Annotated in this window: 12 protein-coding genes and 1 pseudogene; 1 reads left to right on the forward strand and 12 read right to left on the reverse strand. The window is 61.4% G+C overall.

What is annotated here, in order from left to right:
* The first annotated feature begins 13 nt into the window (after positions 1-13).
* Positions 14-460 (forward strand): DUF721 domain-containing protein, encoded by a 447-nt coding sequence (locus ACQUTG_RS17860; protein ID WP_428920696.1) that lies wholly within the window; start codon positions 14-16, stop codon positions 458-460.
* Between the two features lie 11 nt (positions 461-471).
* Here ACQUTG_RS17860 and lpxC read toward each other — a convergent pair whose 3' ends face one another.
* From lpxC to ACQUTG_RS17920, 12 genes and pseudogenes are all read right to left on the reverse strand, one after another.
* A complete protein-coding gene (gene lpxC / locus ACQUTG_RS17865; protein WP_428920676.1) occupies positions 472-1389 on the reverse strand; it encodes a UDP-3-O-acyl-N-acetylglucosamine deacetylase in 918 nt (305 codons plus the stop codon).
* Positions 1390-1788: 399 nt separating this feature from the next.
* Positions 1789-2778 (reverse strand): annotated as a pseudogene (gene ftsZ / locus ACQUTG_RS17870) (cell division protein FtsZ); the annotation flags it as partial.
* A 96-nt stretch (positions 2779-2874) separates the two neighbouring features.
* Entirely contained in the window at positions 2875-4110 is a 1236-nt protein-coding gene (gene ftsA / locus ACQUTG_RS17875) for a cell division protein FtsA (protein WP_343815020.1), read from the reverse strand.
* Positions 4111-4145: 35 nt separating this feature from the next.
* On the reverse strand, positions 4146-4985 hold the full coding sequence (locus ACQUTG_RS17880; protein WP_428920677.1) for a cell division protein FtsQ/DivIB: 840 nt from the start codon (positions 4983-4985) through the stop codon (positions 4146-4148).
* A complete protein-coding gene (locus tag ACQUTG_RS17885) occupies positions 4978-5949 on the reverse strand; it encodes a D-alanine--D-alanine ligase (RefSeq protein ID WP_428920697.1) in 972 nt (323 codons plus the stop codon). The genes ACQUTG_RS17880 and ACQUTG_RS17885 overlap by 8 nt, the downstream gene beginning before the upstream one ends.
* A gap of 1 nt (position 5950) precedes the next feature.
* Positions 5951-7396, reverse strand: coding sequence for a UDP-N-acetylmuramate--L-alanine ligase (gene murC / locus ACQUTG_RS17890; protein ID WP_428920678.1), 1446 nt, complete (start codon positions 7394-7396; stop codon positions 5951-5953).
* Positions 7389-8474, reverse strand: coding sequence for an undecaprenyldiphospho-muramoylpentapeptide beta-N-acetylglucosaminyltransferase (murG, locus tag ACQUTG_RS17895; RefSeq protein ID WP_428920679.1), 1086 nt, complete (start codon positions 8472-8474; stop codon positions 7389-7391). Before murG ends, murC begins: the two co-directional genes overlap by 8 nt.
* The gene (gene ftsW, locus ACQUTG_RS17900; RefSeq protein WP_428920680.1) at positions 8467-9666 is read right to left on the reverse strand and encodes a putative lipid II flippase FtsW; all 1200 of its coding nucleotides are present in this window, start codon (positions 9664-9666) and stop codon (positions 8467-8469) included. The genes murG and ftsW overlap by 8 nt, the downstream gene beginning before the upstream one ends.
* A complete protein-coding gene (gene murD / locus ACQUTG_RS17905) occupies positions 9666-11006 on the reverse strand; it encodes a UDP-N-acetylmuramoyl-L-alanine--D-glutamate ligase (protein WP_428920681.1) in 1341 nt (446 codons plus the stop codon). Before murD ends, ftsW begins: the two co-directional genes overlap by 1 nt.
* Positions 11007-11021: 15 nt before the next feature.
* Positions 11022-12107 (reverse strand): phospho-N-acetylmuramoyl-pentapeptide-transferase, encoded by a 1086-nt coding sequence (mraY, locus tag ACQUTG_RS17910; protein ID WP_428920682.1) that lies wholly within the window; start codon positions 12105-12107, stop codon positions 11022-11024.
* On the reverse strand, positions 12107-13483 hold the full coding sequence (locus ACQUTG_RS17915) for a UDP-N-acetylmuramoyl-tripeptide--D-alanyl-D-alanine ligase (RefSeq protein ID WP_428920683.1): 1377 nt from the start codon (positions 13481-13483) through the stop codon (positions 12107-12109). Before ACQUTG_RS17915 ends, mraY begins: the two co-directional genes overlap by 1 nt.
* Positions 13480-14964, reverse strand: a complete 1485-nt coding sequence (locus tag ACQUTG_RS17920) for a UDP-N-acetylmuramoyl-L-alanyl-D-glutamate--2,6-diaminopimelate ligase (RefSeq protein WP_428920684.1) — start codon at positions 14962-14964, stop codon at positions 13480-13482. The genes ACQUTG_RS17915 and ACQUTG_RS17920 overlap by 4 nt, the downstream gene beginning before the upstream one ends.

Consider the following 14964-nt stretch of genomic DNA (forward strand, 5'->3'; position numbering starts at 1 on the left):
TAAAAACGCGTCAATGAGCCGGAAACGTAAACAGAACATGAGCTTCGACAAGGTCGGCGGCAACCCGGCCCTGCGCGAACTCGTGGCCAAAGCCGAACTGCACCGGCAGGCGGAAGAGCAGATCCTGGGCGCCCTTCCGAAAGAACTGGCCAGTGGCGTTCGCTTTCTCAGCTGCCAGGACGGCGAACTGATACTTTCGGCCACCAACGCGACGCGGGCCAGCCAGATCCGCTTCCGTCAGCACGAGATCATGGCCAACGTCCGCGAGCAGGAGCTGTTTCGTTACGTATGGAAACTGAAAGTGAAGGTAACGCCGCCGCGCTTCAGGGAGACCAGGCCCGCCGAAAAGCAGTCCCTGAGCAAAGAAAATGCCCGGCTCCTCGAAGAGGAAGCCGGGCACACGAAGGATAAAGCTTTACGCGAGGTTCTCGAAAAACTCGCAAGCCACGCCCGCGATTAAGGCTTCCTGCCTTAACCCTGAGCTGCCAGCACAGGCTTCATGTAGGAGATGGGTGCCGTTGCCTCGTCATCGAAGGTAACCACTTCCCATGCATCCTCTTCGGCCCGGAGCTTACGGAGCAGCTTGTTGTTCAGGTCGTGACCGGACTTCACACCGCGGAACTCACCGATCAGGCTGTTACCAAGCAGGTACAGGTCGCCAATGGCGTCCAGTACCTTGTGCTTGACGAACTCATCGTCGTAACGAAGACCGTCTTCATTAAGGATCTTGTAGTCGTCAACCACGATGGCGTTATCGACGGAGCCACCCAGAGCCAGATTCATCGCCCGCAGCTTCTCGATATCCCGCATGAACCCGAAGGTCCGGGCGCGGGAGACTTCTTTCACGAAGGAGGTACTGGAGAAATCCACGGTCGCGGTCTGGGCACGGCCCTTGAACACCGGATGGTCGAAGTCGATACCGAAGGAAACCTTGAAACCTTCGAAGGGCAGGAAGGTCGCCTTCTTGTCGCCTTCTTCCACGGTAACTTCACGCTTGATGCGGATGAAGCGCTTGGCCGCGTCCTGCTCGGCGATGCCGGCAGACTGCAACAGGAACACGAACGGTCCGGCGGAGCCATCCATGATGGGCACTTCAGCCGCGCTGAGCTCCACGAAACAGTTATCAATACCGAGACCAGCCATGGCTGACAGCAGGTGCTCTACTGTTGCCACACGGACACCGTTTTTTACCAGCGTCGTGGACAGCATGGTCTCACCCACATTTTCCGCACAGGCACGAATCTCGACCGTCGGGTCCAGATCTGTCCGGCGGAAGATGATACCCGAGTCTTCCGGAGCCGGCTTCAGGGTCAGGTAAACCTTTTCCCCCGAGTGCAGGCCGACACCGGTAGCCCGGATGGTGTTTTTGAGTGTCCGTTGTCTGATCATCGGTTCATCATTCCGTCACAATATGGCGATATTCTGGGCAAAAAACTGCCCGGAGAATATCAGAAATTAAGACTGAGTACCATTTGACCAAGAGGGCTTTGCCTCAAATTTACACAAAGCCAACACTCGGCACTCAGCGCACGTAATTTCCGGCAGTCAGGTTCCCTTAATCGGCAAAAAAGCCGAGATGGATTCCTGCACGCATTACCGGCTCACAGTTGCGACAGATTATCAATCAGCCTGGCGGCGAAGGAATGCGGGAATATCGAGATAGTCCACGCCCTGCTCTTCGCTTTCCTTGTTCTGATCGATAGCCACATTACCACTGGACACCGCACGACGACGCAGAACCGCCGGACGATCCAGCTGGTTGTAGTCGGTCTTGCCATCCAGGGTACGGGTGTTGTCGACAACCTTCGTTGGCTTTTCACGGTCACCGCCCAGGCCAGTGGCAACAACAGTCACCTTGAGCTCGTCGGTCATTTCCGGATCAATCACGGTACCGACCACGACGGTCGCGGAATCGGACGCGAACTCACGCACAATGTCGCCAACCTCGGAGAACTCGCCCAGGTTGAGATCCATGCCGGCGGTGATATTGACCAGGATACCCTTGGCGCCCTGGAGATTGATGTCCTCGAGCAGTGGGCTGCGCACGGCGGCTTCCGCGGCTTCCCGGGCACGGTTCTCGCCGGTGGCACGGGCGGTACCCATCATCGCCATGCCCATCTCGGACATCACCGTCTTCACGTCCGCAAAGTCGACGTTGATCATGCCATTGCGGGTAATCAGGTCGGCAATACCCTGCACAGCGCCCAGCAGAACATCGTTGGCCGAGGCAAAAGCATCCAGCAGGCTGGTTTTCTTGCCCATGACCGCCAGCAGTTTCTCGTTGGGGATGGTGATCAGCGAGTCAACGCTCTCTTCGAGCTCTTTCAGCCCCTCTTCGGCGACGCTCATGCGCTTGCCACCTTCGAACATGAAGGGCTTGGTGACGACCGCCACCGTCAGGATACCCAGTTCCCGGGCCACCTCGGCAACGATCGGGGCGGCTCCGGTACCGGTACCACCACCCATGCCTGCGGTGATGAACACCATATCGGCGCCCTGCAGGGCTTCGGCGATGCGGTCACGGTCCTCCAGGGCCGACTGACGCCCTACTTCCGGATTGGCGCCGGCACCCAGCCCCTTGGTAATGTTGCCACCAAGCTGGATTACCTGCCGGGCATCCAGATCGGTCAGCGCCTGGGCATCGGTGTTGGCGCAGATAAATTCCACACCTTCAACGTCGCTGTTGAGCATGTGACGTACGGCATTACCACCGCCACCACCAACACCGACGACTTTAATGACAGCATTTTGCTGGACATTATCGACGAGTTCGAACATTTCCCCTACTCCTTCGTGCTGTAGACAGCCTATCCAGGCTGTTTTTTCGAGATTTATGTTTTCGAGATACCTTCGTGTACTGCTTGTCCCGGCCGGTCAGAAGTGACCGGTAAACCAGGCTTTCATGCGCTCAAACAGCGAGGGGGCCTCTTCCCCCTTGAGCACGGGCGCCCGCCCGAGATCCATCTGGCGGAAGCCATGGATCAGCAACCCGACGCCAGTGGCGTAGATCGGGTTGTTGACCACTTCCGTCATACCGGACACCGCCTGCGGAGAAGCCAGGCGGACCGGCATGTGGAAGATCTCTTCGGCCAGTTCCACCACACCTTCCATGGTGGAGGAACCGCCGGTTATCACGATGCCTGCGGGAATCAGGTCCTCAAATCCGGACCGGCGCAGTTCCGACTGCACCAGGGTGAAAAGCTCCTCGTAACGGGGCTCCACCACTTCGGCCAGTGCCTGCCGCGAAAGATCACGCGGAGCACGGTCGCCGACGCTCGGCACCTTGATGGTTTCATCGGCACCTGCGAGCTGGGTCAACGCGCAGGCATACTTGATCTTGATCTCCTCGGCATTCTGGGTCGGAGTCCGCAACGCCATGGCAATGTCGTTGGTGACCTGGTCCCCGGCAATCGGGATCACCGCGGTGTGACGGATAGCACCGCCGGTAAACACCGCGATGTCGGTGGTGCCACCGCCGACATCCACTACGCAAACTCCAAGCTCCTTCTCGTCCTCGGTCAGGATGGCGTGGCTGGAGGCCAGCTGTTCCAGAATGATGTCATCCACTTCCAGACCGCAGCGCCTGACGCATTTCTCGATGTTCTGAGCGGCGTTTACCGCACAGGTCACCAGATGCACCTTGGCCTCCAGGCGGACACCGGACATGCCCATGGGCTCCTTGATGCCCTCCTGACTGTCAATCACGAACTCCTGCGGCAGGATATGCAGGATCTTCTGGTCGGCGGGAATAGCCACCGCCTGGGCAGCGTCGATAACCCGGTCGATATCCGCCTGGGTCACCTCCCGGTCGCGGATGGCCACGATGCCATGGGAGTTCAGGCTCTTGATGTGGCTGCCCGCGATTCCCGCATACACCGAGTGGATCCGGCAGCCGGCCATGAGCTCGGCCTCCTCGACAGCGCGCTGGATGGCCTGCACGGTGGTCTCGATATTGACCACCACACCGCGCTTCAGGCCCCGGGACGGGTGGGAACCGATCCCCACCACTTCAATGGTGCCGTCCATCTTGCGCTTGCCGACGATCGCAACCACCTTCGAGGTTCCGATATCGAGGCCAACAATCATGTTTTCCGTTTCAACCGATGACATGTGTTCCACCAAACCGTTGGTCTGTCGTTAAATTGCTATGATTTCGGTCCGGAAGCCGCTACCGCCTGCTTCCACTGCACCGCCACACCATTGGTGTAGCGGGCATCCACCTTGCTGACTTCGTCCGACCGGGAAGCCAGCCGGGTCTCATAAACCGTCATGAAACGTTCAAAACGCTCATCCACCTGATCCCTTCCCAGTACCACCTCGATGCCATTCGCGAGGGTGAGGGTCCAGGCACCCCGGGCCTCCAGTGCCAGGCCGGCGAAACCCAGTCCGTGACTGACCAGCCGATCGTTCATGGTCTGCGCCATCCCGATCACCTCCCGCACCCGCTCGTCCGGACCTGCCAGCCGGGGCAGACGGCCCGCCACCTCGGGATTCGGCGGTGTGAACAGCTCACCGGTGCGGCTGACCAGGCGACCATCGGTCCAGTACGCCAGCGGCTTCTTCTCCCGGATATTGATCACCAGCCGATCCGGCCAGACCCGGCGAACCGCCGCAGAAGCCACCCAGGGGCGCTGCTCCAGCTCCTCCTTGATGTCCGACAGATCGGTCGCAAAATAGCTTTTCCCGATCCAGTTGCCTGCCTGCCGCTCGATCGCCACCCGACTGTCCCCGACAAAGTCACCGTTAACATCGATCGCCAGGATCTGCTGGTCCATCGCGCCCAGAACCTTGCCGGTGCCCCAGGGCACCAGGGCTGCCAGCAACACGATCAAGGCTCCTAGCCCCACCTGCAACCAGGGCACCGCAGCCAGAATGCCCTTGAGAACACCAAACCGGTCCCGCTCGGGACCGAGGGACGTCGCCCCCCGGCGCCGCGGGGGCTCGGACGGAAACGCCCGACTCCGGATCAGCAGGTTCTCAAGCATTGGCATCCTCCAGGGTGTCGCGGAGTATCCGCACCACCAGTTCCTCAAAACCAATACCTGCCGCCCGTGCCGCCATCGGCACCAGGCTGTGGTCGGTCATGCCGGGCACGGTGTTCACCTCAAGCAGCCAGAAACGGCCATCGGCATCCTGCATGACATCCACCCGGCCCCAGGTCCTGCAACCCACCACCCGGAACGCATCCAGGGCAAGGTGCTGGAGCCGGAGCTCATCCTCGGGCGCCAGGCCGCAGGGAATCCGGTAATGGGTGTCGTCCGCCAGGTACTTGGCCTCATAGTCGTAAAACGCATGGTCGGTACTGGCACTCAGACCAATGGCCGGAAGGGCCCGGTCCTGCAACAGGCTCACGGTGAATTCCGGCCCCTCGATCCACTCCTCCACCAACACCAGATCATCCATCGCCGCAGCAGCCCGGTAAGCCTCTACCAGTTCAGATTCGGACCGCACCTTGCGGATGCCGATGCTTGACCCCTCGTGCGCCGGCTTGACGCTCAGGGGCGGCCGCAGCTCGGCCATGATCCTGCCGGCTTCGTCCTCGGCGGTCATGGCCCGGAATTTCGGCGTCGGTAGGCCACAACCTTCGAACACATACTTCGTGCGGAGCTTGTCCATGGCCAGGGCCGAAGCCAGCATCTCGCTACCGGTGTAGGGAATACCGGCCTGGGACAGGATCGCCTGCAGTGTTCCGTCCTCACCACCCCGGCCATGCAGAGCAATAAACACCCGGTCGAAATCCGGATCCTCGACGGCTTTCAGCAGGCAACCCCGGACATCCACCCCGAACGCGTCCACGCCGGCAGACTGCAGGGCCGCCAGCACAGCCTTGCCGCTCTTCAGGGAAACGTCGCGTTCGGCCGAATCGCCACCCATGAACACGGCAACCCGACCCAGCGCCTTCACCAGCTCCGGATCTGCCTGATAATCCTGAATCTCGCTGTGGTGCATATCAGTCACCAGAAATCACCCCCGCTGCCGCCAGCCGGGCAGCCACACCACCAATATCTCCAGCGCCCTGGGTAATCAGCAGGTCGCCATCCTGCAGCACATTGGCCAGCAGGCTCTCGATTTCGCTGTTGTCCTCGACAAACACCGGCTCCACCTTGCCGCGCTGGCGAATGCTTCGGCACAGGGAGCGGCCATCCGCACCCGGGATCGCCGGTTCACCAGCGGAATACACGTCCATCAACAGAAGACCGTCCACTTCCGACAGCACCCGGACGAAGTCCTCGTAGAGGTCCCGGGTGCGGGTATACCGGTGTGGCTGATACAGCATCACCAGCCTGCGGTTCGGCCAGGCGTCATGGGCGGCACGGATCACCGCCTCCACTTCGGTCGGGTGATGCCCGTAATCGTCGACCAGGGTGACGGTGCCTTTCGGGGTCTGGTAATCGCCGTACACCTGGAACCGGCGGCCAACGCCGGCAAATCCGGACAGCCCCTTGCAAATGGCGTCGTCCGCCACCCCTTCGTCGGTGGCAACGGCGATGGCGGCCAGGGCATTGAGCACGTTATGGCGACCCGGCATCCGCAACTCTACCGGCAGATCACTGCGACCACCCGGGCGCTTGACCACAAAACGGGTTTTCAGGCCATCGGAGGTAATCTGCTCGGCCCGGTAATCCGCCTCCGGGTTGTCGATACCGTAGGTGACGATGGCCCGGGAGATCCTCGGAATGATTTCCTGCACATAGCCGTCATCCACACACATCACGGCCACGCCGTAGAACGGCAGATTGTGGAGAAAATCCACAAAAGTCTGCTTCAGCTTCTCAACATCACCACCATAGGTGTCCATATGGTCGGCCTCGATGTTGGTCACCACGGAAATCACCGGAGTCAGGTGCAGGAAGGAAGCATCGCTCTCATCCGCTTCCGCCACCAGGTAGCGGGAACCTCCCAGCTGGGCGTTAGTGCCGGCACTGTTCAGCTTGCCGCCGATCACAAAGGTGGGATCAAGCCCCGCCTCACCCAGTACCGAGGCAATCAGGCTGGTGGTCGTGGTCTTGCCATGGGTGCCGGCCACGGCAATTCCGTGGCGGTAGCGCATAATCTCCGCCAGCATCTCGGCCCGCGGCACGATGGGAACCCTGCGGCTCCGGGCCGCCGTCACTTCCGGATTGTCAGACTTGACTGCCGTGGACACCACGACAACATCCGCCCGGGCACTGTTCTCTTCCCGGTGCCCGATCTGGACCTCGACACCGAGGGATTTCAAGCGGTCAGTCACCGGCCCTTCTTTCAGGTCGGAGCCGGAAACCTCATAGCCCTGATTCTTCAGGACCTCGGCAATGCCGCTCATGCCGGCGCCACCGATCCCGACAAAGTGGATGTGGCGGATCCGGCGCATTTCCGGCACCTGATAGACCAGTGGCGGATTGGTTGCGTCAGCCATTGGCGGCCTCCAGACAGTAATTCACGACTCTCTCCGTTGCATCCGGGCGGGCCAGCGTTCGTGCAGCCTTCGCCATATTCATGACCCTGGTCCGGTCCTTTGCCAGGTCTTGCAGGGTTTCAGCCAGAACTGCCGGTGTCAGCTTTGGTTGTGGAATCAGCACCGCCGCCTTCGCATCCACCATCTGCTTAGCATTGGCCGTCTGGTGGTCATCCACGGCATGGGGAAACGGCACCAGTACGGCACCGATACCCGCCGCGCAAAGCTCGGAGACCGTCAGCGCTCCCGAGCGACAGATGACCACATCTGCCCAGCTGTAGGCCTCGGCCATATCCCTGATAAACGGCTCGATACTGGCCGCAACACCCTGTGCCTCGTAGGCGGTTCTCGCTTCATCCAGGTTCTTCTCACCACACTGATGACGCACCTCCGGCCGATGCGCCTCCGGGATCAGGGCCAGGGCCTCGGGCAATTGCTGGTTGAACACCCGGGCACCCAGGCTACCGCCGACCACCAGGACTCGCAGCTGACCGGAACGGCCAGCCATGCGGGTTTTTGGCTCCGGAAGACTGGCCAGATCCTGGCGCACCGGGTTACCTGTGCATCGGGTCACCACGTCTGCCCCGAAACTACCCGGGAAGGCCTCCAGCACGGTGTCGGCGAACCGCACCAGAATCCGGTTGGTCATCCCGGCGATCGCGTTCTGCTCGTGGATCACCAGCGGCTTGCGGGTCAGCCAGGCGGCCAGGCCCCCGGGGCCGGTCACGAATCCGCCCATGCCGACAACGCAGTCGGGGCGAATCCGGCGCACGACCGTAAACGCTTCTCCCAGGGCCCGCATCAGGCGGAACGGCGCCAGCAGCAGGGCCAGCTTGCCTTTGCCCCGCAGGCCCGAAATATGAATCAGTGACAACGGAATATCGGTATCGCCAATCAGCCTCTGCTCCATTCCACCGGTGGCGCCCAGCCAGTAGACCTCATGCCCCCTGGCCTCGAGGGCCCGGGCAGTGGCCAGCGCCGGGAACACATGCCCCCCGGTGCCGCCTGCCATCATCAGGAAGCGACGGGATTCAGTCATACACCGCCCCTCCCCGTTTCTTTGGACCGTTTTTCTCGCTGGCCACACGCACCTTGTCCAGCCGTTCCATTTCAATGCGTGCGAGTACGCCAAGGCACACGCAGGTAATCATCAGACTCGACCCGCCATAACTCACCAACGGCAGGGTCAGGCCCTTGGTCGGCAGCAACCCGGTGCTGACCGCCATGTTGATCCCGGCCTGCAGCCCGATCAGAAGTGTCAGGCCATAGGCAAAACAGGCACCAAACGGCATTTCAGCCTTCTCCGCCCGGCGGGCAATCACGAAGCCTGAAACCACCAGGACGGTGAACAGGGCCAGTACCAGCAACGACCCCAGCAGACCGAATTCTTCGGCAATGATCGCGAAGATGAAGTCGGTATGGGCCTCGGGCAGATAGAACAGCTTCTGGATCGAGTTCCCCAGGCCAACACCAGCCCACTCACCACGGCCGAAGGCTATCAGCGACTGGGTCAGCTGGTATCCGGTATCGAACTGGTCTTTCCAGGGATCCAGGTAACTCACCACCCGCTTCAACCGGTATGGCTGTGTCAGCACCAGCACAGTCCCCAGGGCCACCAGGATCGCGATCAACGGCAGGAACCGGGTCAACCGGACGCCACTGAGAAAGATCATGCCGGCCGCTGCCGTCACCAGTACCACCGTGGCACCAAAATCCGGCTGGATAACCAGCAGGACCGAGGCCACTCCCAACACCACCAGCGGCTTCAGAAAGCCGGGCCAGGTATTGAGCAGCTCGTCCCGCCGGCGCACCACGTAACCGGCGAGGTAGGCAATCAGACACAGTTTTGCCACTTCGGACACCTGCACGTTGAACAGGCCAAACGGGATCCACCGAGTGGATCCATTAACCGTGCGCCCCATGGGCGTCAGCACCAGCACCAGCACCAGCAGACCGATGCCCAGCAGCAACCAGCCACTGCGTTCCCACCAGGCAACCGGCACATTAACCGCCACCAGGGCCAAGCCACCGCCCATGGCGGCAAAGAGCAACTGGCGGATCACATAGTGGTAGCTGTTACCCATGGTTTCCGCCGCCATGTCCATGGACGCGGATGAAATCATCACCACACCGACCACCAGCAATGCTGCCGCACTGATCACCAGCACCGGCAGAGGCTGGATCTCACCCAGCCAGCTGCTGCGGTTCGAAAGGCTGATTCCGGCTGACATCACAGCGCCTCCACCAGGGTTCGGAACTGGTCACCGCGATCCAGGTAGTCACGGAACATGTCAAAACTGGCACACGCCGGTGACAGTAGCACCCGGTCACCCGGCCGGGCCTCTTTCCGGGCAGCCAATACCGCGTCACGCAGGGTCCCGGCCCGAACTGTCGGCACGCCGCTGCCAATGGCATCGGCTATCCGGTCTGCATCCGTGCCGATCACCACCACCGCCCGGCCATACAGCGCGACCGGCGCCTCCAGGGGTGCGAAGTCCGCCCCCTTGCCATCACCGCCGGCAATCAGGACCACCTTGCCCTGCTCCGGGGCCAGACTCTCGATGGCCGCCACCGTAGCCCCCACGTTGGTACCTTTGGAGTCATTGATGTAGTCAACGCCCTCGAAACTGCGAACGAACTCGCAGCGGTGGGGCAGCCCTCGAAATTCGCGGGCGACCTGCAGCATCACGTCCATCGGGAAGCCGGCTGCATGCCCAAGGGCAAGCGCTGCCATGACATTGCTGACGTTGTGGCGGCCCAGTAGCCGAAGCTCACTGGTAAGCAGCAGATTGTCGAACCCGAAGGTGATCCAGGTACCCTGGTCGTCGTCCCGGGTACTGAAGGTGTCCGGGTTCACCCGGTGAAAACCGAAACACAGGAACCGCAGGGTGTCGCGGGCCATGGGGGTACTCAGTGCATCATCCAGGTTGACGATGGCATTCCTGGCACCCCGGAAAATCCGCTGTTTGGCCTGAAAGTAGGCCATCTTGTTCGGATAACGGTCCATGTGGTCATCGCTGACATTCAAAACCGTTGCAGCCAGGGCATTCAGCTCGTCCGTAGTCTCCAGTTGGAAGCTCGACAGCTCCAGCACGTAGAGATCGGCGCTGCGTCCAAGCAGGTCCAGGGCCGGAGTGCCGATGTTGCCTCCAACTTCCACCTTACGTCCGGCCGCCTTCGCCATCTCGCCCACCAGCGTGGTGACCGTGGTCTTGCCGTTGGAGCCGGTGATGGCAATAATCGGCGCATCCGCCGCCTCGGCGAACAGGTCGATATCGCCCCGGATCCGGGCGCCGCGTTCGGCCGCGCCTGCGATGGCCGGCTCGGCTATGCTGATGCCCGGGCTGACCACCAGCTCGTTGAACCCGGCGAACAGTTCGGCATCGAACGCCCCCAGGTGAACCGGCACCTCCGGCCAGTCCGAACGCAGCTCATCCAGGCCCGGCGGCGCGGTGCGGCTGTCCGCCACCGCGAGCTCCCGCCCCTGTTCGGACAGGTAGCGCACGCAGGAGAGCCCGGTCTTGCCGAGCCCTACCACCAATGTGCGACGATCCGAAGCAATGACACTCATAGCCGTAGCGTTACCCTATCGTATCTTCAGACTGGCCAGGCCAATCAGGACCAAAACCACAGTGACCACCCAGAACCGCACGATAACGCGGGGTTCCGGCCAGCCTTTCAATTCGAAATGATGGTGCAGCGGCGCCATCCGGAAAATCCGGCGTCCGGTCAGGCGGAACGACGCCACCTGCAGAATCACCGAGATGGTCTCCATTACGAAGACCCCGCCCATGATGAACAGCACGATTTCCTGGCGCACAATGACCGCCACCACGCCGAGTGCAGCCCCCAGGGCCAGTGCCCCCACATCGCCCATGAAAACCTGGGCCGGATAGGTGTTGAACCACAGGAATCCCAGGCCCGCACCCACCAGGGAGCCACAGAAGATAATCAGCTCACCGGTTCCGGGCAGATGGGGAATCAGCAGGTAATTGGCAAACTGGGAATGCCCGGATACATAAGCGAAAACCGCCAGGGCCCCTGCCACCATGACCGTAGGCATGATCGCCAGACCATCCAGGCCGTCGGTCAGGTTCACCGCATTGCTGCTGCCTACAATCACGAAATAACTGAGCAGGATGAACAGCACCGGGCCCAAGGTCAGGGAGACGTTCTTCAGGAACGGAAGATACAATGAGGTTTCCTGGGGCAGCGCGGAGCTGAAATACAGGAAAATCGCCGCACTGGCGCCAATCACCGACTGCCAGAAGTATTTCCACTTCGCTGGCAGCCCCCGCGGATTGCGTTCCACCACCTTGCGATAGTCATCGACCCAGCCAATGGCACCAAACGCCATGGTAACCAGCAGGGTGATCCACACATAACGGTTGGTCAGGTCAGCCCACAGCAAGGTACTGATGGCGATGGCCACCAGGATCAGCGCGCCGCCCATGGTCGGAGTTCCCGCCTTGCTGAGGTGGGTCTGGGGACCGTCATCCCGTACCGCCTGACCGATCTGGTACTGACTGAGTTTGCGGATCATCATCGGACCGATAATCAGCGAGATAAGCAGCGCAGTCAGAATCCCCAGAATCGCGCGCAGCGTCAGGTACTGAAACACCGTCAGTTCGGAAAAATATTGTGATAGAACCTCTGTTAGCCAGAGCAGCATTAGTTATTCACCTTTTCTTTAATTCCCTCCACCACGCGATCCATGGCGGAACTGCGAGAACCCTTTACCAGAACGGTGGTTTCAGAATCCAGGGTACTGACAATGGCATTCACTGCCGCTTCATGGGTCGAAAACTGCTCGGTTTCCGGCCCGAATCCATCCACATAACCTTCGCAACCGGGGCCCACTACCATCAGGCGGTCGATGCCCCCTTCTTTAGCGGCGGTTCCCACTTCGGCGTGCAGGGCCCGGGCATCCGGCCCCAACTCGGCCATAGCCCCAAAGACCGCCACTCGCTGACCAGCCCGTTCAGCAAGCACTGCCACCGCAGCTCTCATGGACGCCGGGTTGGCATTGTAACTGTCGTCGATCAGGGTCAATCCCCGCCCCAGCTCCAGCAGCTGCAGGCGTCCCTTCACTGGATGGACGCCGGCCAGGCCTTCCTCCAGCTGCTGATCGGTAGCCCCGAGTTCCCGGGTCGCGGCAATCGCCATCAGGGCATTACTCCGGTTGTGCTCCCCCGGAAACGAGAGCGTCAGCGTGCAGGACCAGCCATCGGGGCCAGTCACTGTCAGTTGCTGCCCGACGCCGGACACTCCGGCGTCCGATACCTTATAGTCCGCGTCCGGATGTCCCAGGCGACTGACACTGACCACGCGGCGGTCTCCCGCCCGCGCAAGCCACTGGTCGAAAGCGGGATCGTCCCGGTTCAGAACCACCAGGCCACCCTCGGCGACGCCTTCGATGATCTCTCCCTTGGCCCGGACAATGTTCTCATAGCTCCCGAAACCTTCCAGGTGAGCCTGGCCGGCGTTGGTGAGGATGACCACCTGAGGCCTGGCTACAGCAACGGTGTGGGCGATCTCACCCACGCCACTTGCACCCAGTTCGATGGCGGCAAACCGGTGTTCCGGGGCCAGGCGGAACAGCGTCAGTGGTACCCCAATGTGATTGTTCAGGTTGCCTTCGGTTGCCAGGGTCGGCCCCATTTTCGACAGCACCGCCGCGGTCATCTCCCGGACCGTGGTCTTGCCACTACTTCCTGTGACAGCCACAAGTTGCACCTGGCTCTCATTGCGGTTGCCCTCCGCCAGACGGGCCAGAGCTTCGACTGTATCCTGCACGACAAGCTGTGGGATGCTGATCTCGCTGTTCTCGGTGTCCACCACCACGGCCACCGCACCAGCCTCCTGCGCCTTGGCCAGGAACCGGTGGCCATCAAAATTCTCACCGCGAAGGGCAACGAACACATCTCCTTTCGCCAGCGTACGGGTATCGGTCGATACGCCTTCAAACCGGACAGACTCCAGTGCCTGCGTGGCGCATCGGGCACCAGTCCAGTCACGGGCTTCGGCCAGCGCAAAGGCGCGCATCATGCCACGCCTCCGTTAAGCTTCAGGCAATGCCGGACCTGTTCGGTATCGCTGAACGGCAGTTTCCGGCCGGCAATTTCCTGATAGGCCTCATGCCCCTTACCGGCAACCAACACCAGATCGTCCGGGCTGGCCCGGGCAATGGCACTCTGGATGGCCTCGGCACGATCATGAATCACCGTGACCTGTTCCGGACGATCAAAGCCGGCCAGGATATCCCCGACAATGGCCCCGGGACTCTCCCCACGAGGATTGTCATCGGTAACAATGACCTCATCCGCCAACTGCTCGGCCTCCCGGGCCATCTCCGGACGCTTTCCGGAATCCCGGTCGCCACCGCAGCCGAACACGCAGATCAGTCGGCCTGCCACGTGCGGGCGAAGCGCTGACAATGCATTGGAGAGTGCATCTGGCGTGTGGGCGTAATCCACCACAACCCGGATACCATTGCTTCCGGAAAACCGTTCCAGACGACCCGGTGGCGGCACCAGCCGTGCAACGGCTTCCCGGACCCGATCCGCCGGCACGCCAAGGCTCAGGACTGCCGCCATCGCTGCCAGTACATTGCTGGCATTGAAGCTGCCCATCAGGGGAACGCGAATATCGAAGGCACCCCATTCGCCATCGACCGAGGCCTCGAATCCCTCGTCGGTCGGGTGGAACTCTCTGAGCCAGAGTTCGGTCTGAGCCTCGTGCAGGCTGTACCTGACCCGGTCGCACTTACCCTCCAGCTGGCCATACAACTGGCGTCCGAACGGGTCGTCGAAATTGATCACCGCAAAGTGCAGCTCCTCGCGCTGAAACAGCTTTGCCTTTGCAGCACCATAGGCCTCCATCGACCCGTGGTAATCCAGGTGATCGCGGGTCAGGTTGGTGAAGACCGCACCGGTCATGGTGAGCTTGTCCACCCGACCCTGATCGAGTGCATGGGAAGACACCTCCATGGCCGCGGCCCGGCCACCCTGGGCCAGGATCCGGTACAACACCCGATTGACCTGAACCACATCCGGGGTGGTGTGAGTCGCCGGCTGAAGGGCGTCTGACATACCGTAGCCAAGCGTACCGATCACGCCGCAGGGGGTTCCGGTATCCTTCAGCAGGCGCGCAATGTACTGGGAGACCGACGTCTTGCCATTGGTACCAGTGACGCCAACCAGTCGCAGACGTTGCGAGGGGTGCTCGAAAAACCGGTCAGCCAGTCGACCAAGCTGCTCCCGCAACCCGACCACCGGCACGATCAGTGCGCCATGATGCTCGGCACACTCGCCCGCGATGGCCGATTCCAGCAGCACCACGGTCGCGCCAGCCTCGATGGCCTTATCGACATAAAAGTCTGCCGGCGTTCGCGTACCCGCCAGAGCAACAAAGGCGTCACCGGACCGAACCTCGCGGCTGTCGGTCTTGAGCCCATGAATGGTGACATCGAAGACCGACGGCACCTCGACAATGCCATGCAACAGAGTGCTGAGAGATGCGATGCACAT

This window comes from Marinobacter sp. DUT-1, from assembly GCF_050379415.1.
Taxonomy (GTDB): Bacteria; Pseudomonadota; Gammaproteobacteria; order Pseudomonadales; family Oleiphilaceae; genus Marinobacter.

Coding starts and splice junctions, on each gene's coding strand:
- ftsW (WP_428920680.1), bottom strand. CDS start 9,666: ATGTCAGCCGGAATCAGCCTTTCGAACCGCAGCAGCTGGCTGGGTGAG.
- ACQUTG_RS17915 (WP_428920683.1), bottom strand. CDS start 13,483: ATGATGCGCGCCTTTGCGCTGGCCGAAGCCCGTGACTGGACTGGTGCC.
- lpxC (WP_428920676.1), bottom strand. CDS start 1,389: ATGATCAGACAACGGACACTCAAAAACACCATCCGGGCTACCGGTGTC.
- ACQUTG_RS17880 (WP_428920677.1), bottom strand. CDS start 4,985: ATGCTTGAGAACCTGCTGATCCGGAGTCGGGCGTTTCCGTCCGAGCCC.
- ftsA (WP_343815020.1), bottom strand. CDS start 4,110: ATGTCATCGGTTGAAACGGAAAACATGATTGTTGGCCTCGATATCGGA.
- ACQUTG_RS17920 (WP_428920684.1), bottom strand. CDS start 14,964: ATGTGCATCGCATCTCTCAGCACTCTGTTGCATGGCATTGTCGAGGTG.
- ACQUTG_RS17860 (WP_428920696.1), top strand. CDS start 14: ATGAGCCGGAAACGTAAACAGAACATGAGCTTCGACAAGGTCGGCGGC.
- mraY (WP_428920682.1), bottom strand. CDS start 12,107: ATGCTGCTCTGGCTAACAGAGGTTCTATCACAATATTTTTCCGAACTG.
- murG (WP_428920679.1), bottom strand. CDS start 8,474: ATGACTGAATCCCGTCGCTTCCTGATGATGGCAGGCGGCACCGGGGGG.
- murC (WP_428920678.1), bottom strand. CDS start 7,396: ATGGCTGACGCAACCAATCCGCCACTGGTCTATCAGGTGCCGGAAATG.
- ACQUTG_RS17885 (WP_428920697.1), bottom strand. CDS start 5,949: ATGCACCACAGCGAGATTCAGGATTATCAGGCAGATCCGGAGCTGGTG.
- murD (WP_428920681.1), bottom strand. CDS start 11,006: ATGAGTGTCATTGCTTCGGATCGTCGCACATTGGTGGTAGGGCTCGGC.